This window comes from Rhizobium johnstonii 3841 (genome assembly GCF_000009265.1).
Taxonomy (GTDB): domain Bacteria; phylum Pseudomonadota; class Alphaproteobacteria; order Rhizobiales; family Rhizobiaceae; genus Rhizobium; species Rhizobium acaciae.
Genome location: NC_008380.1, coordinates 115070 through 137721, shown reverse-complemented (window position 1 = coordinate 137721; position 22652 = coordinate 115070). Strand labels below are relative to the sequence as shown.

18 protein-coding genes are annotated in these 22652 nt (G+C 61.6%); 7 read left to right on the top strand and 11 right to left on the bottom strand.

Going from position 1 to position 22652, the window contains the following annotated elements:
- Positions 1 to 63: 63 nt before the first annotated feature.
- On the top strand, positions 64 to 711 hold the full coding sequence (cmk, locus tag RL_RS00570; protein ID WP_011649930.1) for a (d)CMP kinase: 648 nt from the start codon (positions 64 to 66) through the stop codon (positions 709 to 711).
- Positions 712 to 887: 176 nt separating this feature from the next.
- Positions 888 to 2591, top strand: coding sequence for a 30S ribosomal protein S1 (gene rpsA / locus RL_RS00565; protein ID WP_003544285.1), 1704 nt, complete (start codon positions 888 to 890; stop codon positions 2589 to 2591).
- Positions 2592 to 2763: 172 nt separating this feature from the next.
- Here the strand turns inward: rpsA and RL_RS00560 are convergent, their stop codons facing one another.
- The 3 genes from RL_RS00560 to RL_RS00550 all read right to left on the bottom strand — a co-directional run bounded on the left by RL_RS00560 (position 2764) and on the right by RL_RS00550 (position 6236).
- Positions 2764 to 4329 (bottom strand): hypothetical protein, encoded by a 1566-nt coding sequence (locus RL_RS00560; protein ID WP_011649929.1) that lies wholly within the window; start codon positions 4327 to 4329, stop codon positions 2764 to 2766.
- 231 nt (positions 4330 to 4560) lie between these two features.
- Entirely contained in the window at positions 4561 to 5187 is a 627-nt protein-coding gene (locus tag RL_RS00555; RefSeq protein WP_011649928.1) for a ribonuclease D, read from the bottom strand.
- Between the two features lie 239 nt (positions 5188 to 5426).
- Positions 5427 to 6236 carry a MerR family transcriptional regulator gene (locus RL_RS00550; RefSeq protein ID WP_011649927.1) on the bottom strand — a complete coding sequence of 270 codons (810 nt, stop codon included), beginning with the start codon at positions 6234 to 6236 and terminating at the stop codon, positions 5427 to 5429.
- Positions 6237 to 6402: 166 nt separating this feature from the next.
- On the opposite strand from RL_RS00550, the gene RL_RS00545 reads away from it, so the two are divergent.
- Together RL_RS00545 and RL_RS00540 are read left to right on the top strand one after the other, a co-directional pair.
- Entirely contained in the window at positions 6403 to 7683 is a 1281-nt protein-coding gene (locus RL_RS00545) for a 4-aminobutyrate--2-oxoglutarate transaminase (RefSeq protein WP_011649926.1), read from the top strand.
- Positions 7684 to 7850: 167 nt separating this feature from the next.
- Positions 7851 to 9332 carry an NAD-dependent succinate-semialdehyde dehydrogenase gene (locus RL_RS00540; RefSeq protein ID WP_011649925.1) on the top strand — a complete coding sequence of 494 codons (1482 nt, stop codon included), beginning with the start codon at positions 7851 to 7853 and terminating at the stop codon, positions 9330 to 9332.
- A gap of 55 nt (positions 9333 to 9387) precedes the next feature.
- On the opposite strand, the gene RL_RS00535 is transcribed toward RL_RS00540, so the two are convergent.
- Entirely contained in the window at positions 9388 to 9597 is a 210-nt protein-coding gene (locus RL_RS00535) for a SlyX family protein (protein WP_011649924.1), read from the bottom strand.
- A 180-nt stretch (positions 9598 to 9777) separates the two neighbouring features.
- Between RL_RS00535 and uxaC the strand changes: the two genes are divergently transcribed.
- Positions 9778 to 11193 carry a glucuronate isomerase gene (gene uxaC / locus RL_RS00530; RefSeq protein ID WP_011649923.1) on the top strand — a complete coding sequence of 472 codons (1416 nt, stop codon included), beginning with the start codon at positions 9778 to 9780 and terminating at the stop codon, positions 11191 to 11193.
- Positions 11190 to 12647: a mannitol dehydrogenase family protein gene (locus tag RL_RS00525; RefSeq protein WP_011649922.1), complete on the top strand. Its 1458-nt coding sequence runs from the start codon at positions 11190 to 11192 to the stop codon at positions 12645 to 12647. Before uxaC ends, RL_RS00525 begins: the two co-directional genes overlap by 4 nt.
- Positions 12648 to 12776: 129 nt before the next feature.
- On the opposite strand, the gene RL_RS00520 is transcribed toward RL_RS00525, so the two are convergent.
- The 7 genes from RL_RS00520 to RL_RS00490 all read right to left on the bottom strand — a co-directional run bounded on the left by RL_RS00520 (position 12777) and on the right by RL_RS00490 (position 21727).
- A complete protein-coding gene (locus RL_RS00520; protein ID WP_011649921.1) occupies positions 12777 to 15227 on the bottom strand; it encodes a GcvT family protein in 2451 nt (816 codons plus the stop codon).
- A complete protein-coding gene (locus RL_RS00515; RefSeq protein WP_028743590.1) occupies positions 15228 to 16103 on the bottom strand; it encodes a phosphotransferase in 876 nt (291 codons plus the stop codon). It abuts the gene before it with no gap.
- A gap of 286 nt (positions 16104 to 16389) precedes the next feature.
- Positions 16390 to 17466, bottom strand: a complete 1077-nt coding sequence (locus RL_RS00510; protein WP_011649919.1) for an ABC transporter ATP-binding protein — start codon at positions 17464 to 17466, stop codon at positions 16390 to 16392.
- A 31-nt stretch (positions 17467 to 17497) separates the two neighbouring features.
- A complete protein-coding gene (locus RL_RS00505) occupies positions 17498 to 18595 on the bottom strand; it encodes a Gfo/Idh/MocA family protein (protein ID WP_173364429.1) in 1098 nt (365 codons plus the stop codon).
- Positions 18595 to 19473 carry a carbohydrate ABC transporter permease gene (locus RL_RS00500; protein WP_011649917.1) on the bottom strand — a complete coding sequence of 293 codons (879 nt, stop codon included), beginning with the start codon at positions 19471 to 19473 and terminating at the stop codon, positions 18595 to 18597. Before RL_RS00500 ends, RL_RS00505 begins: the two co-directional genes overlap by 1 nt.
- A 1-nt stretch (position 19474) precedes the next feature.
- The gene (locus RL_RS00495; protein ID WP_011649916.1) at positions 19475 to 20434 is read right to left on the bottom strand and encodes a carbohydrate ABC transporter permease; all 960 of its coding nucleotides are present in this window, start codon (positions 20432 to 20434) and stop codon (positions 19475 to 19477) included.
- A gap of 6 nt (positions 20435 to 20440) precedes the next feature.
- Positions 20441 to 21727 (bottom strand): ABC transporter substrate-binding protein, encoded by a 1287-nt coding sequence (locus RL_RS00490; protein ID WP_011649915.1) that lies wholly within the window; start codon positions 21725 to 21727, stop codon positions 20441 to 20443.
- A 198-nt stretch (positions 21728 to 21925) separates the two neighbouring features.
- Between RL_RS00490 and RL_RS00485 the strand changes: the two genes are divergently transcribed.
- Positions 21926 to 22603 carry a TetR/AcrR family transcriptional regulator gene (locus tag RL_RS00485; RefSeq protein WP_011649914.1) on the top strand — a complete coding sequence of 226 codons (678 nt, stop codon included), beginning with the start codon at positions 21926 to 21928 and terminating at the stop codon, positions 22601 to 22603.
- Positions 22604 to 22652: the final 49 nt, after the last annotated feature.

The window sequence follows — 22652 nt, the reverse complement described above, 5'->3', positions numbered from 1 at the left end:
TGCCGCATGTCCGCGAAGACAAACGCTTTCGCCGTTTCCACGTGCTGCCGCAGGATTGATCGTATGACAAACGAGACCTTCACCATCGCCATCGATGGCCCGGCGGCGGCCGGCAAGGGCACGCTTTCACGCCGCATCGCCGACCAATACGGCTTCCATCATCTGGATACCGGCCTGACCTATCGCGCCACGGCCAAGGCGCTGCTCGATGCCGGCCTGCCGCTCGACGACGAGGCGGTGGCGGAAAAGATCGCAAGAGAGGTTGAACTCGCTGGATTGGATCGCGATATACTTTCCAAACATGAGATCGGCGAAGCCGCCTCGAGGATTGCCGTGATGCCGGCGGTGCGCCGGGCGTTGGTGGAGGCGCAGCGACGGTTTTCGACGAAAGCGCCGGGAACCGTGCTCGATGGGCGCGATATCGGCACGGTCGTCTGCCCGAATGCGGCGGTGAAATTCTATGTAACGGCGTCGCCGGAAGTCCGCGCAAGACGCCGTTATGACGAGATCCTCGGCAAAGGCCTGACGGCGGATTTCGATGCGATCTTCGAGGACGTCAAGCGGCGCGACGAACGCGACATGGGACGGGCCGACAGCCCTTTGAAACCAGCTGATGATGCGCACTTGCTTGATACGTCGGAAATGAGTATAGAGGCCGCGTTTCAAGCTGCTCAATCGATCATCGATGCGGTCTTGAGCCGAAATGCCTAAATTCAAGCGATTTTGCGTGCTCTGAGCATGGATCGCTTCTAATACAGCAAGCCTGAAATTCCGTCCAAGCGCCGGATTGCCTTCGTCAGAGAGGGCGGACTGGGTTCAGGCCCGTTCAACGCAAACCAACCGGCGCATACGTGTCCGCTTCCGTTTCAGGACACGCAGGAGATTTTATGTCAGTAGCTACCCCCTCCCGCGAGGATTTCGCGGCTCTTCTCGAAGAGTCCTTTGCCAAGAACGACCTGGCCGAAGGCTATGTCACCAAGGGCATCGTCACGGGCATCGAGAAGGACGTCGCCGTTGTCGACGTCGGCCTGAAGGTTGAAGGCCGCATCGCGCTCAAGGAATTCGGCGCGCGCGCCAAGGACGGCCTGTTGAAGGTCGGCGACGAAGTCGAAGTTTATGTCGAGCGCATCGAAAACGCGCTTGGCGAAGCCGTTCTGTCGCGCGAGAAGGCTCGCCGCGAAGAAAGCTGGGTCAAGCTCGAAGCCAAGTTCGAAGCTGGCGAGCGCGTCGAAGGCGTGATCTTCAACCAGGTCAAGGGCGGCTTCACGGTCGACCTCGACGGTGCGATCGCCTTCCTGCCGCGTTCTCAGGTCGACATTCGCCCGATCCGCGACGTGACCCCGCTGATGCACAACCCGCAGCCCTTCGAAATCCTCAAGATGGACAAGCGCCGCGGCAACATCGTGGTTTCGCGCCGTACGGTTCTGGAAGAATCCCGTGCCGAGCAGCGTTCTGAAATCGTTCAGAACCTCGAAGAAGGCCAGGTTGTCGACGGCGTCGTCAAGAACATCACCGATTACGGTGCGTTCGTTGACCTCGGCGGCATCGACGGCCTGCTGCACGTCACCGACATGGCATGGCGCCGTGTGAACCATCCGTCGGAAATCCTGAACATCGGCCAGCAGGTCAAGGTTCAGATCATCCGCATCAACCAGGAAACCCACCGTATCTCGCTCGGCATGAAGCAGCTCGAAAGCGATCCGTGGGATGGCATCCAGGCCAAGTATCCGGAAGGCAAGAAGATTTCCGGTACCGTCACGAATATCACCGACTACGGTGCATTCGTCGAGCTGGAGCCGGGCATCGAAGGCCTGATCCACATCTCGGAAATGTCCTGGACCAAGAAGAACGTTCACCCCGGCAAGATCCTGTCCACGAGCCAGGAAGTCGAAGTCGTCGTTCTCGAAGTCGATCCGTCCAAGCGCCGTATTTCGCTCGGCCTCAAGCAGACGCTGGAAAATCCGTGGGCAGCATTCGCCCGCAGCCATCCGGCCGGCACTGAAGTCGAAGGCGAAGTCAAGAACAAGACCGAATTCGGCCTGTTCATCGGCCTCGACGGCGATGTCGACGGCATGGTGCACCTCTCCGACCTCGACTGGAACCGTCCAGGCGAACAGGTCATCGAGGAGTTCAACAAGGGTGACGTCGTCAAGGCCGTCGTTCTCGACGTCGATGTCGAGAAGGAACGTATCTCGCTCGGCATCAAGCAGCTCGGCAAGGATGCAGTCGGCGACGCCGCTGCTTCCGGCGACCTGCGCAAGAATGCAGTCGTTTCCTGCGAAGTGATCGCGGTCAACGACGGCGGTGTCGAAGTGAAGCTCGTCAATCACGAGGACATCACTTCCTTCATCCGTCGCGCCGACCTCGCCCGCGACCGCGACGAGCAGCGCCCTGAGCGTTTCTCGGTCGGCCAGGTGTTCGACGCCCGCGTCACCAACTTCTCCAAGAAGGACCGCAAGATCATGCTGTCCATCAAGGCTCTGGAGATTGCGGAAGAGAAGGAAGCCGTTGCCCAGTTCGGTTCGTCCGACAGCGGCGCTTCGCTCGGCGACATTCTCGGCGCAGCCCTGAAAAACCGCGGCGGCGAATAAGCTTCGCATCCGCCTTTGAATTGAAGAACCCGCCGGAGCGATCCGGCGGGTTCTTCATTTTCAGGCTTTAAAAAAAGCGGTTCTGCTTTTCATGGAGCGCAGAACCGCTCTATACTTTTGTTTCTACGCAATTCCGGACGGAAAACCGCTTCACACTTTTCCTGGAATTGCTTTATTCCCAGCCGACCATTCGCTGATAGAGGGCATAGACCGGATCGGCGGCCGCGCCTGCCGGCTGATGAGCCACCGGTTCGGCATCGATCATCCTCGGGGTCCTCCGCGCGGGTGCTGCGTCGGTCTCTTCGCCGTCGGGCTCGGCATCCTCGCCGCCGGACTGCGCCTGCTGCTCGTCCTGATTCTGATCCTGTGGGGCGCCGTCGCGATGGTGCTGGTGCTGGTGGTGGGTTTCGCCTGCCTTTTCGTTCGACAGTATATCCTTGGCGAACTGATAGGGCAGCTGGGTGTAGGCAAGTCCCTCCGGCATTCTTGCCGCCAGCGGCACATAGGGGGATTCGATCGTCTCCGGGACCGGTATCATTTCCGCTTGGGCGGAGACTTCCCTCGGCTGGCGGGTCTCGACAACCAAGGGCGGGATATCCGGCTGCGACGGGCGGAGCGCTGCGGTCTGGCGGACGTCCGGCGCGGCAAGTTCCATCGGCTGCTTAGTCAAGCTCCCGGTCGCCTCGCTGATGACGGCCTCATCGAGGATCGTATCGATTTCCACCGCCGCCTCGACGGGAACATCCTCCAGCACGGTTTCGATTTCCTGCTCGCGGATGAGGGTGGCGATCATCTCCGAGGCTTCTTCGGTCATGGAGGCGACGATCCCTGCCCAGTTCCTGGGAATGACGGGATCGGCCTTGTCGGACACTATGCGGGGCTGAACGGCCGATTGCTCCACCGCTTCCTGCGTATCCTCGATTTTGTCCAGGTCCGTTGACAATAATTGCTGGGCTTCGAGCTCCTGCGGCAGGGATTCTTCCGCGGCAACTTCCGCTGCCGCCACCGGGGCAGGCTGGGCCGGGGCTTCTTCAGGCTGTGGCGTTTCCGGATCGGCGGCCTCGACAGTTTCGGCGATAAGCGGCTCTTCGGCAGTCAAGAGCGCTGCAGCCTCGGTCAGCGGAGCGACCAATACCGGCACCTTTTCCGCCAGCTGGCGCGTGGCGGCAGCCGGCCTGTTGTCCTCATGCAGCTGGATTTCGGGGCGGGCTTCGGTGCGCATCGGCGAGGCGTCGTTCTGGCGATAGGAGCGTACGACGGCGCGGGCGGCGAGATCGCGATCCTTGTAGCGAACGATTTCCAGATAGGCGACGATGCGGGCGGCTTCCGGGCCCGTCGGGTTTTTCAGAGCTTCGGCAATGGTCCGCAGCGGCAGACCGTGGCCTTGCGCGGTCAGCTGGCGCTCGACCTCGTCGATTCTCGCGGCCGGCAGCCGCCGGATCGCATCGGCGAGCCGAGAGGCGAAGGCAAGATTGCTCTCGTCCTCGCCACGGTCCAGCGATAGCGAGTGGCCCGCCGCGTCGATGACATCGAAAAGGGCTTCGACCATGCGTTCGCGCGCCGCAAGAAGCAGAATATTGAGCTTGCCGGCAATGGCGGAATTGAGGTCGGCGGCTTCGACGGCGTTGACAGGCGCGGGGGCAATCACCGATTGGCCGAGACCACTGGCGACGATCGCGGCTGTCTGACCCTGGGACGAAAAGCTTGCATTGGACGCTGCACGAACGGGAGTCAACATGGCATGCTCCTTTCGTAAAGTGACGATGAAAGCAGGCTCTAGAAAAGGACCGCGCTCATCCGGTCCCCTTGCATCCCAGCAGATCCTCCTGTCCGCATGACGCAGTTCCGGCGTCATCGAAATGCATAAAAATTAACAGGAATATTAATGAATAGGCGTTAATGAATCGCTAACGGCCGCGGGCAAGCCTGCCGCCCGGCTGTTGGCAAACGCAGAATGAGGGCAATTCGCTCAGCTATGGGCGAAGATATCGGCCTCTTCCCAGCCGAGCAGGTCGAGCTTGGCGCGGGTCGGCAGGAATTCGAAGCAGGCCGTCGCATGATCGTAGCGGCCGTCGCGGATCAGCCGTTCCGTCAGCTTATCGCGCAACGCATGCAGATAAAGCACGTCGGAGGCGGCATATTCGAGCTGGGCCGGGGACAGCCTCTCGGCCGCCCAATCGGAAGATTGCTGTGCCTTGGAGACGTCGACGTCGAGCATCTCCTTGAGATTGTCCTTGAGACCATGGCGATCCGTATAGGTCCGGATCAGACGCGAGGCGATCTTGGTGCAGAAAACCGGTGTCGTCGTGACGCTGAAGGTATGGAAGAGCACGGCAATATCAAAGCGGCCGTAATGAAAGATCTTCTGATGGGTGGGGTCTTCAAGCAGGGCGACGAGATTGGGCGCCTCTTTCTGACCGGCGGCGATGCGGATGATATCGGCGGTGCCGTCACCCGGCGAAAGCTGGACGACGCAGAGCCGATCGCGGCGCGGCACCAGGCCGAGCGTTTCGGTGTCGATCGCAATCGCGCCGGTGTAGCGGGCAACGTCGGCCGCGGAAATATCGCCTTCGTGATAACGTATGGTCGCTGCCATGAGACTGTCTTTCGTTCGATGCATCCCCTACAGCGCCGCGCGTCTTTTCGAGAGCCGTAAAGGACGCTGTAGCAATTTGAATGGCTGCATAATTTTATCCATAAATCGATTCCGATTTAAGGAATTATGCAGCAGCGCTATAGCGCAAAGGCGCAGAGCGCGAAACCGCTTTCCTGCCGCTGGAGCGCCGTGCGTCCCCTTGGACGCACATAGGACGCTCTTCCTCTTTTATCTCGGCATCAGAATGTCGGCGGCGTATTGATCCAGAGAAGCACGGTTTCGCCATCGTGACGGTTGCGCCAGGAATGGTCGCGGCGGCTTTCGAAATAGAGTGAATCGCCAGGCCCGAGATCGAAGAACTGATCGCCGTCGAGCACCAGTTCGAGCCGGCCGGACAGAACATGCATGAATTCCTCACCCTCGTGGCGATAGGCGCCTTCGCTGGCAGCCCCCGGCGCCAGTACGAAACGATGGCAATCCATCATCCTGCGGCCTTCGGCAAGGAGCTGCACCGTGACACCCGGCGTTGTTTCCGGCCACTTGCGCCATTCGCCGGCGCGCACCAGCACCGGAACGTCCCCACTTTCTTCGCCGGAAAGGCGGGAGACGGTGGTGCCGTAATATTCGGCAAGATCATGCAGCGTCTTGAAACTAACACCCTGTGAGGTGCGCTCCAGCGTCGAGAGGGTCGACGAGGTGACGCCGATGTCGCCGGCCACCTGATCGAGCGTCTTGCCGTTCGCATGGCGCAGGCTGCGCAGCTTGCGGCCGAGGCCGGTATCCTGGCTTGCCTCGGCGCCATCGGCGGAAGGCTCCTCGCTCTCCAGCGCCTCGCGAATTGCTGCGGGATTAAGGCCCCGCTCGACACGATACCAGGAAATGCGCTTTAGCCGCGCCACATCGTCGGCGCTGTATTGCCGATGGCCGGTTTCCGAACGGCCGGGAACCACCAAACCCTGGCTTTCCCAAAGGCGCAGCGTCGAGGCCGACACGCCCGCCAGCCGCGCGGCTTCCGCCACCTTGTAGCGCACAGGCCCGTTATCGTTCATCCGCCAGTATCCCTGATTCCAATCGCCCCAAAGCTTTCATCAAAAAACGTGATGTTTGAAGCAAAAATGCCGCTTGTTTTCTTGCAGGAAAAATGTAGGTGTTTTATATACATCTTGCAGAAAATATACAAGATAGTTTTCAACCCTTTCAGCGGAGGAGCCATCGATGAACGCGACAAGCCTTACGGACCGGAAGAACGCCGCCATTTCCCGCGGCGTCGGCATGACAACCCAGATTTATGCGGATCGTGCAGAGAATGCCGAGATCTGGGACAAGGAGGGCCGCCGTTACATCGATTTCGCCGCCGGCATCGCCGTTCTCAATACCGGCCACCGCCATCCCCGGGTCATCGCAGCGGTCAAGGATCAGCTCGACCGATTCACCCATACCTGCCATCAGGTGGTGCCCTATGAAAGCTACGTACACCTTGCCGAACGACTGAACGCGCTGCTTCCTGGTGATTTCGAGAAGAAGACGATCTTCGTCACGACGGGTGCCGAAGCGGTCGAGAACGCCGTCAAGATCGCGCGCGCCGCAACCGGCCGCTCGGCCGTCATCGCCTTTGGCGGCGGGTTCCATGGCCGCACCTTCATGGGCATGGCGCTGACCGGCAAGGTCGTGCCCTACAAGGTCGGCTTCGGTGCGATGCCCGGCGACGTGTTCCATATTCCCTTCCCGGTCGAGCTGCACGGCGTCACCGCCGATCAGTCGCTGGCAGCACTGAAGAAGCTCTTCGCCGCCGATGTCGATCCGCAGCGCGTCGCGGCCATCATCATCGAGCCGGTACAGGGCGAAGGCGGCTTCTACTCCGCACCTGCTGCCTTCATGAAGGCGCTGCGCGAGCTCTGCGACCAGCACGGCATCCTGCTGATCGCCGACGAGGTGCAGACCGGTTTTGCCCGCACCGGCAGAATGTTCGCGATGGATCATCACGAGGTGGCGCCCGACCTGACGACGATGGCAAAGAGCCTGGCCGGCGGCTTTCCGCTCGCCGCCGTCACCGGCCGCGCCGCGATCATGGATGCGCCGGGACCTGGCGGGCTCGGCGGCACCTATGGCGGCAATCCGCTTGGGATCGCCGCTGCCCATGCCGTGCTCGACGTCATTGTGGACGAGGATCTCTGCAACCGCGCCAACCTGCTCGGCGGACGGCTGAAGCAGCGGCTGGAATCAATGCGCGAGACGGTGCCGGAGATCGTCGATATCCGCGGGCCGGGCTTCATGAACGCCGTCGAATTCAACGACCGGACGACGGGACTGCCAAGTGCGGAATTCGCCAACCGGGTGCGGCTGATCGCACTCGACAAGGGCCTGATCCTGCTCACCTGCGGCGTCCACGGAAACGTCATCCGCTTCCTCGCGCCAATCACCATCCAGGACGAGATCTTCGGCGAAGCGCTCGATATTCTAGAGGCCTCCATGCTGCAAGCAAGCGCGGCCAAGTGATCGCACCCTAGAGCGGTTCAGCTTTTCACGGAAGCGCAGAACCGCTCTAACTTTTTGTTTTACGCAATTCCGGACGGAAAACCGCTGCGCACTTTTCCTGGAATTGCTCTAGCCGGATTTCAATGGCTGCCGGCAACCGGCAGCCGCACTCCCAAGGAGGATATGACATGGCTTTCACCAGCGCACTGACCAAGCACGTTCCCTTCTCCTCGCCCCTGCTGCGCGATGCCGGCTATATCGACGGCGTCTGGACATCAGGCGATGCCACAAAGACTTTCGACGTGCTGAACCCGGCAACCGGCGAGCTGCTCGCCTCGCTGCCCGATATGGGTGCGGCCGAGACGCGGGCGGCAATCGATGCGGCCCATGCCGCCCAGCCGGGCTGGGCTGCCCGTCCGGCCAGGGAGCGCAGCACGATCCTGCGCAAATGGTTCGACCTGATGGTCGCCAATGCCGACGAACTCGCGGCGATCCTGACCGCCGAAATGGGCAAGCCGTTCCCGGAAGCGCGCGGCGAGATCCTTTATGCCGCGGCCTATATCGAATGGTACGCGGAAGAAGCCAAGCGCATCTACGGCGAGACGATCCCCGCGCCTTCCGACGATAAACGGATGATCGTCATCAGGCAGCCGGTCGGCGTCGTCGGCACGATCACGCCGTGGAATTTCCCGGCGGCGATGATCACTCGCAAGATCGCCCCGGCGCTTGCCGTCGGCTGCACCGTGGTCTCGAAGCCCGCCGAACAGACGCCGCTGACGGCGATCGCGCTTGCCGTGCTCGCCGAGCAGGCCGGCATTCCGGCCGGCGTCTTCAACGTTATCGTCGGGGTCGACGGTCCGGCGATCGGCCGCGAGCTCTGCGGCAACGAAAAGGTGCGCAAGATCAGCTTCACCGGTTCGACGGAAGTCGGCCGCATCCTGATGCGGCAGTGCGCCGACCAGATCAAGAAGGTAAGCCTGGAGCTCGGCGGCAACGCACCCTTCATCGTCTTCGACGATGCCGATCTCGACGCCGCCGTCGAAGGCGCGATCGCCTCCAAATACCGCAATGCCGGCCAGACCTGCGTTTGCGCCAACCGCCTCTACGTCCAGTCGAACGTCTATGACGCCTTCGCCGCCAAGCTTGCCGCGAAGGTCGCCGAGATGTCGGTAGGCGACGGCTTCGAGCCGGGTGTCGTGATCGGGCCGCTGATCGACGAGCAAGGCCTTGCAAAGGTGGAGGACCATGTCAGCGACGCGCTTGCCAAGGGCGCCAAGCTGCTGACCGGCGGCAAGCGCATCGACGGCGCCGGCACCTTCTTCACGCCGACGGTACTGACCGGCGTGGCGCGCGGCATGAAGGTGGCGCGCGAGGAGACCTTCGGGCCGGTGGCGCCGCTCTTTCGCTTCGACACGGTCGAGGATGTCATCAACCAGGCCAATGATACGGAATTCGGTCTTGCCGCCTATTTCTACGCCGGTGATCTGAAAAAGGTCTGGCGGGTGGCGGAAGCGCTGGAATACGGCATGATCGGCATCAATACCGGCCTGATGTCATCCGAGACGGCACCCTTCGGCGGCATCAAGCAATCCGGCCTTGGCCGCGAAGGCTCGCGGCACGGCGCCGACGACTATCTGGAAATGAAATATCTCTGCATCGGCGGCGTTTGATCCGCCGTCTCATGGCGCAAGACACCTAACGACACGCGGCATCCGCCGCGTGTCGTCAATAATGCGGCGGGCGGGTGATCGCTGGCGCGTCCAGCGACTGCTCCTCCAGCGACAGGAAGCGTTCGGTCAGCCGGTCGAGCTTGGTGCGCATCTGCTCGACCGTCTTCCATTGCTCGGCGAGCTGATCGGAAAGCTCTTCGATCGTCTTTGCCTGGTGGGCCAGCATTTCTTCCAGCCGGGTGATGTGGTTCGTCTCGTCGGACATCGATCCTCCTTTGCCGAAACCGGCAGAACAGATGGTTCTCCCAAAGCGGAAATAGGCCGCCTCGTCAATGCTTTCCATGCCCGGCGCAGCCACGCGCAAAACTGTACCGTTTGGTTACTAAAAGACCTTGCCGCGCCTGATGTTGTGGGGTAGGCCGTTATCCATCAGGGAGGAATACTGATGGATGCAGGAAACGGCTTTCTTCATCCGGACCGGCTTTTTCCGGCTGATCCGGCAACACGGACCGTCGCGCGAGACCTCTACGAGACGGTGCGCAATCTTCCGATCGTCAGCCCGCACGGGCATACCGAACCCTCCTGGTTCGCCGACGACAAGCCCTTCGAAGACGCGGCCTCGCTGCTGGTCATTCCCGATCACTATCTCTTCCGGATGCTGCACAGCGTCGGCGTCACCTTGGACGAGCTCGGCGTGCCGCGGCTCGACGGCAAGCCGGTGGCATCGGGACGGGCGATCTGGCGGACTTTTGCCGCGCACTACCACCTTTTCCGCGGGACGCCTTCGAGCCTCTGGGTCGACCACGCCATGTCGGCCGTGCTCGGCTGCACCGAGCCGCTGACACCAGACAATGCCGATGCGCTCTACGACCATATCAATGCCCAGCTTGCCCTTCCCGAATTCCGACCGCGGGCGCTGCATCAGCGATTCGGTATCGAAACGATCGCGACGACGGATGGAGCGCTCGATCCTCTGGCGCATCACCAGAAGATGGCCGCCGACGGCTGGATCGGCAAGGTGCGCACCACCTACAGGCCGGACAGTGTCACCGATCCCGATGCCGTCGGCTTCCGCGACAATCTCGTCAAGTTCGGAGAGATCACCGGCACTGAGGTAACGCGCTGGGACGGCCTGATCGAGGCGCATCGGCGCCGGCGCGCCTATTTCCGCCAGTTCGGCGCCACCGCGACCGATCACGGCGTGCCCACGGCCTTCACCGCCGATCTGCCGCTTACGGAAAAACAGGCGCTGCTCGACAAGGCGCTGAAGGGTCCGCTTTCGGCCGAGGATGCCGAGCTCTTCCGCGGCCAGATGATGACCGAGATGGCCGGACTTTCGGCCGAGGACGGCATGGTAATGCAGATCCATGCCGGCTCGAGACGCAATACCGACAGCGGACTTTTTGCGACCCGCGGCCCGAATATGGGCGCCGATATCCCGACAAGCACGGACTGGGTCGGCGGCTTGAATGCGCTACTATCAAAATATGGTCACGCACCGGGTTTGCGTGTGCTGCTCTTCACGCTCGACGAGACGACCTATGCGCGCGAGCTGGCGCCGATGGTCGGCCATTGGCCCTGCCTGATGATCGGCCCGCCCTGGTGGTTCCACGACAGCCCGCTCGGCATTCGCCGTTACCTCGACCAGGTCGTCGAGACGGCGGGCTTTGCCAATATGGCGGGTTTCAACGACGATACGCGCGCGCTGCTTTCGATCCCGGCCCGGCATGACGTCTGGCGCCGCGAAGTCTGCCGCTTCCTTGCCCAGCTCGCCGGCGAACACCGGCTTTCCAAGCGGGAAGCCGAGATCGTCGCAGGCGAGCTCTCCTATGGCAATGCAAAGAAGGCCTACAAGCTGTGACCGAACGACTGCAGACCCTTTCCGACCTCGCCCCGACGGCGAAGCTTCCCGCCTATGACCGCAACCAGCTGAAAAGCGGCATCCTGCATCTTGGGCCGGGCGCCTTCTTCCGCGCGCATTTCGCGCCGTTTACCGATGCCGCACTTGCCGCAGAGGGCGGTGACTGGGGCATCGAGGTGGCAAGTCTGCGCACTGCCGATGTCGCTGACAATCTGAGCGCTCAGAACGGGCTTTATACGACGTTGATCCGCGACAGCTCGGGCACGACGGCTGAGGTGATCGGTTCGATCCTGAAGGCGCATGTGGCGCCGCGCGATCCGGCTGGCCTGCTGGCGCGGCTCGAAGATCCCGCCATCCGCATCGTCAGCATGACGGTGACGGAAAAGGCCTATGGTTTCGATCCGGCAACCGGCGGCCTCGACCTGAAGCACCCCGATATCGTCGCCGATCTCGTCAGCCGGCATACGCCGCGCGGCGTCATCGGCTACCTCGTCGAAGGCCTTGCGCGCCGCAGGCAGAAGGGGATCGCGCCCTTTACGCCGCTCAGCTGCGACAACCTGCCGAGCAACGGCGCGGTTCTAAAACGCCTCGTGCTCGAATTCGCCTCCCGCATCGACCCCGACCTGCATCGCTGGATCGAAGCGAGTGTGCCCTTCCCTTCGACGATGGTCGACCGCATCACGCCGGCAAGCACGGAAGCGACCTATGCCGATGCCGAGCGGCTAACGGGCCGCACCGACATGGCGGCGGTCGAGACAGAGCCTTTTACGCAGTGGGTCATCGAAGATCATTTCGCCAATGGGCGGCCGGCCTGGGAAAAGGTCCGCGGCGCGCTGATGGTCGAGGAAGTCTCGGCCTACGAAAAAATGAAGCTGCGGATGCTGAACGGCGCCCATTCGCTGCTCGCCTATCTCGGTTATATCGGCGGCTATGAATTCATCCGCGACGTGATGGACGATGCAGCCCTGGCAGCACTTGCCTACCGCCACATGCATGCGGCCGCGCGCACGCTCGATCCGGTGCCGGGCATCGATCTCGATGACTATGCCAGCGAATTGATAGCGCGCTTTGCAAACAAGGCGATCGCACATCGCACTTATCAGATCGCCATGGACGGCACGCAGAAACTGCCGCAGCGGCTCCTGGAACCGGCAAGCGAGGCGCTGGCGCATGGCGACAGGGCGGAGACCTATGCGATCGCCGTTGCGGCATGGATGCGCTATGCGATCGGCGAGCACGGTAACGGCGAGCGCTATGAACTGCGCGATCCCCGTGCAGGCGAAATCGCCGCTCTCATCGCCGATATCCCGCGCACCGGCCTGGCGATCTCGGCGGCTCTCTTCACCCTTCCCGGACTTTTCCCGGCGGCTTTGACAGGCCACCGAGCCTGGACGCAGGATGTGGCTGACAAGCTGGAGATCCTGATCCAGGACGACCGGCTGCCGCTATTCTGAGGCTTGAGGTCTTTCCGAGGTAGACTCTGTTCCGGCAGGGCGGAGTGGGGCGACCACGGCACAACATCTCCTCGTCACCTGTGTCCTCAGGGCTTGGCCCGAAGGCGGGGATGAGAAAAGTTCGAGTCGTCAGGCCTTCACCCGCGCCATATCCGGATCGTAGAGCGGCGACAGCGAGACCTTGCAGGGGATGCGTTCCCGCGCGACATCGAGCTCATAGGTGCCGGAGAGGACGAAATCCTCGGTCACGCCGTCGGGATTGCGGACGTAGCCGTAGCCGATCGGCTTGCCCAGCGTATAACCGAAGCCGCCGCTCGACAGCCAGCCGACGCGCTTGCCGTCGCGATAGATCGTTTCGCGGCCGAGCAGTACGGTATCGGCATCCTCGGGAACGAAGCAGGCGAGGCGCTTCTTGACGCCTCCCGAAAGCTGCCGCTCGATCGCCTCACGGCCGCGGAAGGGAATGCTCTTCCGCATCTTCACCGCCCAGCCGAGACCGGCCTCAACAGGCGTATGGTCGGGACCGATATCCGACCCCCAGGCGCGATAACCCTTTTCCAGGCGGCAGCTCTCGATGGCGCGATAGCCGGCATTCACGAGGCCGAGCTCACCGCCAGCGGCCATCAGCACGTCATAGACCGTGGTCGCATATTCAACGGGAATATGCAGTTCGTAGCCGAGCTCGCCGACATAGGTGATGCGCAGCGCCCGCACTGGGCAGCCTGCAATGCCGATGGTCCTGACCTTGCCGAAGGGGAAGGCCGCATTCGAGACGTCGCTGCCCGTCACCTTTTCCAGCACGGCGCGGGAATTCGGTCCCATCAGCGATAGCACGGAATAGGCGGATGTGACGTCGACCAGCTCGGCATGCATCTCCGCCGGAATATTGCGTGCGATCCAGTCGAAGTCATGGGTGGCGAAGCCGGTACCGGTGACGATGTAATATTCGTTCTCGGCGATGCGGGCGACCGTCACGTCGCATTCGATGCCGCCCTTGTCGTTCAGCATCTGCGTGTAGACAAGCGATCCCACCGGCCTTGCGACATCGTTGGAGGCGATCCAGGACAGCGCTGCCTCAGCATCCCTGCCCTTCAGCACGAATTTGGCAAAGGAGGTCTGGTCGAAGATGGCGGCCGCCTCCCGCACCGCCTTGTGCTCGCGGCCGACAGCGTCGAACCAGTTCTGCCTGGTGTAGCTGTAGACGTCCTTCGGCTCCTCGTTGGCGAAGAGATCGGCAAACCAGTTCGGCCGTTCCCAGCCGAGCTTTTCGCCGAAACAGGCGCCCTGCGCCTTCAGCCGGTCATAGAGCGGCGATTTACGGCAGGGGCGGCCGCTCGAATGTTCCTCGAACGGCCAGGCCATGGTGTAATGTTTGCCGTAGGCTTCGAGCGTGCGTGTCCGCACCCAGTCGGTATCGAAATGCGGACGTCCGAAACGGCGGATATCGACCGGCCAGAGATCATAGGGCGGTTCGCCCTTCGTCACCCATTCGGCAAGCGCCATGCCGGCGCCGCCGGCCGAGGCGATGCCGAAGGCGTTGAAACCGGCGCCAACGAAGAAATTCTTCAGCTCCGGCGCTTCGCCGAGAATGAAGTTGCCATCCGGCGTGAAGCTTTCCGGGCCGTTCAGCAGCTGCTTGACGCCGACATTCTCCAACGCCGGAACGCGGCCGAGCGCCTGTTCCATGATCTGCTCGAAATGGTCGAAATTACTGTCCAGCAGCGTGTAATGGAAACCGTCGGGGATGCCGTTTGCCGCCCAGGGAATGGGGTTCGGCTCGTAGCCGCCCATGACGATGCCGCCGACCTCTTCCTTGTAATAGGTCAGGCGATCGGGATCGCGCAGCGTCGGCAGGTTGGAGGGCACGCCGAAGGATTCGGTGATGATGTATTGGTGCTCGACGGAGACCAGCGGCACGTTGACGCCGAAGCGGGCGGCGAAGGCACGCGTCCATTGGCCGGCACAGACGACGACGCGCTCGCATTCGATGCGCCCTTGCGCCGTGATGACGGCACGGATCCTGCCCTTGTCGATTTCAAGGTCGAGGACTTCGGTATCCTCGAAGATCGAAACGCCCGACATGCGGGCGCCCTTTGCCAGCGCCTGGGTGATGTCGGAGGGATTGGCCTGACCGTCGGTCGGGAGGAAGGCGGCACCAACGAGATCGTCGACCGCCATCAGCGGCCAGAGATCGAAGGCTTCCTGCGGGGTCAGCAATTGCATTTCGAGGCCGAAGGACTGCGCGGTGGTCGCTTGGCGCCTGACCTCGGTCCAGCGTTCCTCATTGCAGGCAACGCGCAGGCCGCCATTCATCTTCCAGCCAGTGCCGAGGCCCGTTTCCTCTTCCAGCCGCTTGTAGAGATCGACGGAATAGCCGAGAAGCTGGGTGATGTTGGCGCTGGTGCGCAACTGGCCGACGAGGCCGGCGGCGTGGAAGGTGGTACCCGAGGTAAGCTTCTTGCGCTCCAGCAGCACGGTATCGGTCCAGCCGAGCTTGCCGAGATGGTAGGCCGTCGAGCAGCCGATGATGCCGCCGCCGATGACCACGGCTTTCGCCGTCTTCGGTAATTCCTTCGTCATTTATTGGTCCTGTTCAAAGGCTTGATAGGCGCGATCGAAGCGCGCGAGATTTTCGGCCGTATAGCCGGCGTAATCGAAATCGATGCTGGAATGAATTTCCGAAATCATGCTCCAGAGCGTCTCGCGCAGCAGCGAGGCGCATTTCATTGCGGTGTAGCGCCTGTTGAGATCATCGGTCAGCGGCCGGTCGAAATAGGTCTCCAGCATCGTGCGCTCGGTCGCCTCCGAGAGCTCGTTGTTGGAGGCCAATCCGCCGAGATCGAAAAGCGGCGTGTTGAAACCGGCATAGTCCCAGTCGATCAGCCAGAGCCGTTTGCCGTCATCGAGAAAGTTGGCGGCCAGCAGATCGTTGTGGCCGAAGGCGATCTCGAAAGGCCCTGCCGCTTCCTCCAGCGTCTCAGCCCTGCCGACGAGCCCCGGCAACAGAGGAAGATAGGCGCTCTCCGACGCCTTCAGATTGGCGGCGTAATCTCGGATGACGTGGAAGACCCAGAAGATCATCGCCTGGCCGCGGAAATGCCGGGCGATATCGCGATGGCAGGCACGCACCAGCGGCAAGACCCGGGCGAGCATTTGCGGCGTCCTGATATCCTCCGGCGAAAGCGCCCGCGCCTCGATATATTCGAGCACCAGCACGCCCGGCGAATGATGGATGACGGCAGGCGAAATGCCGGCGGCATGCGCCGCGCGGCTTGCGGCAAGCTCGTTCTGCCTGTTAATGTGATGGATCGGAATATCGGTGCCGAGCCTGACCACGCAGCGCGCGACGGCATCGCTGACCAGATAATTCCTGTTGGTGATGCCGCCTGCTATCGGCGAGATTGCGATCGGCCCCTGCCAGATGCCAAGCGCATGAATCCTATCTTCAGGCGTCATGCTCACCCCCCAGAGCATGATGCCGAAAAGTGTGAGCGGTTTTCGGACGACATCATGCTCTAACTATATAATGTAGAACAGGATTCAGATTTTGGGCCGACCCGGCCTAAAATCATCCTGTTCTAGCGGCCCCTCGTGAAATGATGGGCCAGAGGAGGATCGGCTGTCAAGCAGCCGCTACAGCGCCGCGCGTCCTTTCAGACGCGCAACGGACGCTGTAACACCTTTGAATTACTTCATAATTTATCCTTAAATCGATTCGGATTTAAGGAACTATGCAGTGGGGTCAGATCGTCTTGCCGGCCGCATCGAAGACGTGGCAGCGGGCCGGATCGAAGGAAGCCTTCACATTGGCGCCGCGCTCCACCTTCTGCTGGCCGTCGAGCGCGACGGTCAGGAGCTGGTTATCCGGCGTCGTGGTGTAGAGCATGGTGGCGCCGCCGAGATTTTCGACGAGATCGACGTTGATGGTCGAGAGCGTGATTGCGCCTTCGGCCAGCGAAAGATGCTCGGGGCGGATGCCGAAGGTGACCTCCTCTCCGGCCCCGCCTTTCAGCCGGCGCGGCAGGCGGACGGAATTGCCGCAGACATGAATGCTGGTTTCGGTCTCGCCGGCCTGCTCGATGCGGGCCTTCAGGAAATTCATCTTCGGGCTGCCGATGAAACCGGCGACGAAGCGGTTGGCCGGGTTGTTGTAGAGATCGAGGGGCGCTCCGACCTGCTCGATACGGCCGGAATTCAACACCACGATCTTATCCGCCATCGTCATGGCTTCGACCTGGTCATGGGTGACATAGATCATCGTATTGCCGAGGCTGCGGTGCAGGCGGGAGATCTCGACGCGCATCTGCACGCGCAGTTCGGCATCGAGGTTCGACAACGGCTCGTCGAACAGGAAGATACGCGGCTCGCGCACGATGGCGCGGCCGATCGCGACACGCTGACGCTGGCCGCCGGAGAGCGCCTTCGGCTTGCGCTCCAAGAGCTTCTCGATCTGCAGGATCTCGGCGGCGCGTTTCACCTTCGGCTCGATCTCGGCCTTCTTGTAACCCGCCGTCTCCAGGCCGAAGGCGAGATTCTTGTAGACCGACATATGAGGATAGAGCGCATAGGACTGGAAGACCATGGCGATACCGCGCTTGGCAGGCGCCACCTCGTTCATGCGCTCGTTGTCGAGCAGCAGCCCGCCGCCGGTGATCTCCTCGAGACCTGCGATCATGCGCAGCAGGGTGGATTTTCCGCAGCCCGAGGGCCCGACGAAAACGACGAATTCGCCGGGATCGATCGTCAGGTCGATGCCATGGATCACGTCCATCGCGCCGTAGCGCTTCTCGACCTTCTGAAGAACGACACTGGTTGCCATCTTCTCAAAACCCTCTCTTTTATTTTATCCGTTACTTCGTTCTTGCGCGCCAATCGGCGTATTTCGGACTATCGGGACCGACCGGCAGCGGCACGTCGGCGCCGCTGTCGGAAGACTGGTAGATGGCGGTGACGAGTTCGAGCGCGCGGCGGGCGTCCTTTGTCGTTACCGGCAGCGGCGCATGGCCACTCAGGAACGCATGGAACTGGCCCATCTGCGTGGTGAAACGCGGCGCGACCGGCTGCCAGTCGCCAACCACCCTGTCGATCTGCTCCCGCACGTCGTCATTCGCAGCGATGATCTTCCAGGGGTCTTTGCCGGGGGTATAGGGCTCGTGGCTGCTTTCAAAAGTGACATTCTCGAAGTGCAGCCTGAGCCGGCTAATCTGTTCCTGCGAACCAAGCGTGCAGGACAGCGAGACAAAGGCGCCGCTTTCCATCAGCAGGCTGGCGGAGGCACAATCCTCGACCTCGATATCGTTGACGCGGGTGGCGACGCGGCCGAAGACCCTGGCCGCCGGACCCATCAGATGCATCAGCATGTCGTGCAGATGCAGCGCATGGGTGACGAGCACGCCGCCAAGTTCCGTCGCCCATTTGCCGCGCCAGGGCACGGCGTAATATTCCGGCTTGCGCAGCCAGAAGGTTTCGACCGAAGCGGTATAGGGCTTGCCGGCAATACCGGCGTCGATGATCCGCTTGGCCTTCTGAATGCCGTCGCCGTAACGGTACTGGAAGATCGGCATCAGCACGCCTTTGGCGGTCTTTTCCGCTGCCATGATGGTATCGACGGCGGCAAGCGAGCCCGTCAGCGGCTTTTCGCAGACGACATGTTTACCGGCGGCAAGTGCTGCGACCACCTGTTCCAGATGGATGCCGGGAGGGGTGCAAATATCGATGATATCGATCGTGTCGTCGGCCAGCAGTTCCGCAAAAGAGGTGGTGCGCCGTTCGATGCCGAACTCGTCGCCGACCGCTGCCATGCGCTGCTCGTTCAGGTCGCAGATCGCCACGACCTTGAACTTGTCGGAATGAGGCAGGTAACCCTCGACGATATGGGAGCGGCCGATGCCGCAGCCAACGATCGCGACTGTCCTGATGCTCATGTCGCTCTTTCCCGTCATCGCCATCAACGCTTCATGCCCGTCGTGGCGATGCCCTCGATCAGCAGGCGCTGGAAGAACAGGAAGAAGAAGAACACCGGCACGAGCGTCAGGGTCGACATGGCGAACAAACCGCCCCAATCCGATGCGCTGGTCGAGTCGACGAAGGTGCGCAGGCCGAGCTGGATCGTATAGGTGTTCATGTCGTTCAGGTAGATCAGCGGACCGAAGAAATCGTCCCAGGTCCAGATGAAGGAGAAGATCGCAGCCGTTGCCAGCACCGGCAGCGACAGCGGCAGCATGATCTTCCAATAGATGCGCCAAGCGCTGCAGCCGTCCATCATCGCAGCCTCGTCCAATTCGCGCGGAATGCCGCGGAAGAACTGCACCATCAGGAAGATGAAGAAGGCATCGCTTGCCAGGAACTTCGGCACGACAAGCGGCAGGATGGTGTTGACCCAGCCGAGATCGAGAAAGAGCACATATTGCGGGATCAGCGTCACGTGATAGGGGATCATCAGCGTGCCGAGCATGATCGCGAACCAGAAATTCCGGCCGGCAAAACGCAGCCGCGCAAAGGCGAAAGCCGTCAGCGAACAGGCAATGACATTGCCGGTCACCACCAGCAGCGAGATGACCAGCGAATTCCAGAAGAACCGGCCGAAGCTGACATCGAGGCCGACCCAACCGCGCGCATAGGAGGAGAAATCGATCGACGACGGGATGAGCGAGGTCGACGAGAAGATCTCGGTTTCCGGCCTCACCGATGCCGAAACCATCCACAACAGCGGATAGAGCATGAGGAGTGAAGCTGCGATCAACAGGGCGTGGATGATCAGCGACGCCGGCAGGCTGCGTTTGGTGATGTCGGATGGCGGCCTGGCGGCGGTGACGGAAGCGGTCATCTCAGTCATCGTAGTGCACCCAATAACGCGAGGTCAGGAAGGAGAAGGCGGTGAAGATCGCGATGATCACCACCAGGATCCAGGCGAGCGCCGAGGCATAGCCCATGCGGAAATTGCCGAAGGCTTCCTGATAGAGGTAGAGCGTGTAGAACAGCGTCGAGTTGATCGGACCGCCGGTGCCGCCTGATATGATGAAAGCCGGTGTGAAGGCCTTGAAGGCATCAATCGTCTGGACGACGGCATTGAAAAAGATCACCGGCGTCAGAAGCGGCAGCGTGATCTTGTAGAATTGCCGGAACTTGGAAGCGCCGTCGAGGCTCGCGGCCTCATACATATCCTGCGGGATCTGGCGCAGGCCGGCCAGGAAAATAATCATCGGCGAGCCGAACTGCCAGACGGACAGCGCCACCAGCGTATAGATCGAATAGTTCGGATGCGAGATCCAGCTCGGACCTTCGATACCGAAATACGAAAGCGCGGCATTGACGAGGCCATCGCTGGCGAAAAGCTGGCGCCAGAGCACGGCGATCGCCACGCTGCCGCCCAGCAGTGACGGCAGATAGAAGATGGCACGATAGACCGACAGCCCGCGCAGGCCGCGGTTCAGCGCCATGGCGACCAGCAATGCGAAGGTCAGCTTGAACGGCACCGAGAAGACGACATAGGTCAGGGTGACATACATGGCGGCCGAGAATTTCGGATCCGCCGTGGCGATGCGCACGTAATTCGCCATTCCCACCCACCGCGGCGACTGAAGCATGTCGAAGTCGGTGAAGGAAAGGTAGAGCGAAATCAGGGCCGGCCCGAGCGTCAGCCCGAAAAAGCCGATGAGCCATGGAAGAAGGAAGAGATAGCCGGGAGCATTGGCATTCCAGAGACGCCTGAAGCGTCCATCGGCCACGGCCCCCTGATATCTTTCCACATTGATGGCCCCTGCGGGCGTGCGCATCGCATTGCTCATACGGGATCAGCCTCGTGCGAGAATCTGCGTGATTTCAGCGACAAGCTGTTTGCCGCCGTCGGAGGGAGACAGCTGTCCGAAGCCGACCTGTTCGGCGATGTTGCGTAACATCAGCTCACCTTCACCGGCGCCGGCCGGCGGCGGGGGCGGCAATTTGCCGGCGAGATCGCCGAGGCCGCTGACATAGGCCAGCGCAACCTTGCCGTTCTCATCAAGCTTCGCCGCGACGACCTCGCGCATGGCGCTCGATTCCGGAATGCCGCGTTCGACATCCAGAAGCAGCGCTGCCTCGGGATTCTTGACGAAGAAATTGACGTAGTCCACGGCCAGGTCCACGGCTTTCGACTGGGCGGACACCGAGAAGAACATCGAAGGCTTGCGATAGTGGCCGCCCTTCGATTCCGGCTTGATGCGCATGTAGTTGGTCAGCGCCAGCTTGTCCTTGTTCATTGCCTGATAGGCGACGAACTGGTTGGAATGGGCAAAACCGGCGGCCGACTTGCCGAGCGAGACCGTGTTGGTTTCGATATCGTTCTTGTCGAGAGCCTGGATATCGGCAGGAACACAGGCACCGGCCTCACGGAACTTGGCCCACATGTCGTACCATTCGGAGGCATCGTCCACGTCGAAGGCGATCTTGCCGTCAGCGGTATAAAGCGCCTTGCCGCGCTGACGCAGCCAGTTTTCGAACAGCGGTTCGCCGCCGCTGCCGTCGGCGATGCCGAACATGCCCTTGCGTTTGCCCGCCTTGGTGATCTCCGCACCGATGCGGCCGAATTCTTCCCAGGTGGTCGCCTGGGTCGGCAGATCGACGCCGGCCTCCTTGAAGGCCGTGGTGTTCAAGACCGTAGCCGCCGAATTCGCGCCCAGGCTGACGCCATAGAGATGACCGTCGACGCTGCCGCCTTCGATCTGCGCCTTGTCGAAATCGTCGAGGTTGAGCTTGGCCGGCATATAGGATTCGAGCGGGGCGAGCGCGCCGCGCCGCGCATATTGGACGATATAGCGATAGTCCATCTGGATGACATCGGGCGCGTTGCGGCCGGCGACCTGGGTCGCGAGGCGCGGCCAGTAGTCGCCCCAGCCGAGGAATTCGCCGGTGATCGACGTGCCCGGCTTCTTCGACTGATAGAGCTGCGATACCTTGTTGGTGCGGTCGGCGCGCGGCTGCGAGCCCCACCACAGGAGACGCAGTCGCGTTTCCTGTGCCAAAGCGCTGGTTCCCAGCGCCGAGAGCGAGAGAAGCGTGGCGCCTCCCGCGACGAAATTACGTCTGCTTACACGGAATGTCATTTCTTTTCCTCCTCCAAAGGGAAGCGCCTCCACACGCTTCCGAACCTGGTTACCCTTGCATAAATAACTAATTGGTTACAAGCTACGGGCAAAGCGGCGAGCGTGTCAAGCGGTGTCGCTCGCGGGGCTTTCAAATTCGGTTTTTACAATTTCGCACCGAAGGCTTATGAGCGCAACATGTGAGACGGAGGTGGAGAGATGAACGACAGCGGGGGGAATGGGGAAAAGAAAAGGTCTCGGCGCCCATCTGCCGAACGGACGGCCCAACGCGATCCGGAGCGGACACGCGCTGCTATCCTTGACGCGGCAACCCGGGAATTTGCCGAAAACGGCATGGGCGGGGCTCGTGTCGACGCCATCGCCGAGCGCGCCGGCACCAACAAGCGCATGCTCTATCATTATTTCGGCGACAAGGAGCAGCTCTACCTCAGAGTGCTCGAAGAGGCCTATGTCGGCATCCGCACCGCCGAGCGCGCGCTGCATATCGGCGACCGCAGCCCCGAGGAAGGCATCAGCGAACTGGCGCTCTTCACCTGGCGTTATTTTCTCCAGCATCCGGAATTCCTCAGCCTGCTCGGCACGGAAAATCTGCATCGGGCCCGCTGGCTGCGCCAGTCCGTCCGGCTCAAGGAACTGCACTCGCATCTGATCGGCGAGCTTTCGGACGTGCTCGAGCAGGGAAAGAAACAGGGGGTCTTCATCGAGACTGCCGATCCCCTGCATGTCTACCTGACGATCGCCTCGCTCGGTTATTTCTACCTGTCCAATCAATACACGCTTTCGACGATCTTCGGCCGCGACCTGATGGAGCCGACCCATCTCAATGCCTGGGAAAGGCATATCGTCCACGTCACGCTCGCCTCGATCAAGCGCTGAATTTCGAAAATCGGAATTGACTATTGACAGCCGCGTTGCTCTTCTGCCA

Excerpts from the sequence above, each read along its gene's own strand:
- cmk (WP_011649930.1), top strand. The coding sequence starts at position 64 with ATGACAAACGAGACCTTCACCATCGCCATCGATGGCCCGGCGGCGGCC.
- rpsA (WP_003544285.1), top strand. The coding sequence starts at position 888 with ATGTCAGTAGCTACCCCCTCCCGCGAGGATTTCGCGGCTCTTCTCGAA.
- RL_RS00560 (WP_011649929.1), bottom strand. The coding sequence starts at position 4,329 with ATGTTGACTCCCGTTCGTGCAGCGTCCAATGCAAGCTTTTCGTCCCAG.
- RL_RS00555 (WP_011649928.1), bottom strand. The coding sequence starts at position 5,187 with ATGGCAGCGACCATACGTTATCACGAAGGCGATATTTCCGCGGCCGAC.
- RL_RS00550 (WP_011649927.1), bottom strand. The coding sequence starts at position 6,236 with ATGAACGATAACGGGCCTGTGCGCTACAAGGTGGCGGAAGCCGCGCGG.
- RL_RS00545 (WP_011649926.1), top strand. The coding sequence starts at position 6,403 with ATGAACGCGACAAGCCTTACGGACCGGAAGAACGCCGCCATTTCCCGC.
- RL_RS00540 (WP_011649925.1), top strand. The coding sequence starts at position 7,851 with ATGGCTTTCACCAGCGCACTGACCAAGCACGTTCCCTTCTCCTCGCCC.
- RL_RS00535 (WP_011649924.1), bottom strand. The coding sequence starts at position 9,597 with ATGTCCGACGAGACGAACCACATCACCCGGCTGGAAGAAATGCTGGCC.
- uxaC (WP_011649923.1), top strand. The coding sequence starts at position 9,778 with ATGGATGCAGGAAACGGCTTTCTTCATCCGGACCGGCTTTTTCCGGCT.
- RL_RS00520 (WP_011649921.1), bottom strand. The coding sequence starts at position 15,227 with ATGACGAAGGAATTACCGAAGACGGCGAAAGCCGTGGTCATCGGCGGC.
- RL_RS00515 (WP_028743590.1), bottom strand. The coding sequence starts at position 16,103 with ATGACGCCTGAAGATAGGATTCATGCGCTTGGCATCTGGCAGGGGCCG.
- RL_RS00510 (WP_011649919.1), bottom strand. The coding sequence starts at position 17,466 with ATGGCAACCAGTGTCGTTCTTCAGAAGGTCGAGAAGCGCTACGGCGCG.
- RL_RS00505 (WP_173364429.1), bottom strand. The coding sequence starts at position 18,595 with ATGGCGATGACGGGAAAGAGCGACATGAGCATCAGGACAGTCGCGATC.
- RL_RS00500 (WP_011649917.1), bottom strand. The coding sequence starts at position 19,473 with ATGACCGCTTCCGTCACCGCCGCCAGGCCGCCATCCGACATCACCAAA.
- RL_RS00495 (WP_011649916.1), bottom strand. The coding sequence starts at position 20,434 with ATGAGCAATGCGATGCGCACGCCCGCAGGGGCCATCAATGTGGAAAGA.
- RL_RS00490 (WP_011649915.1), bottom strand. The coding sequence starts at position 21,727 with ATGACATTCCGTGTAAGCAGACGTAATTTCGTCGCGGGAGGCGCCACG.
- RL_RS00485 (WP_011649914.1), top strand. The coding sequence starts at position 21,926 with ATGAACGACAGCGGGGGGAATGGGGAAAAGAAAAGGTCTCGGCGCCCA.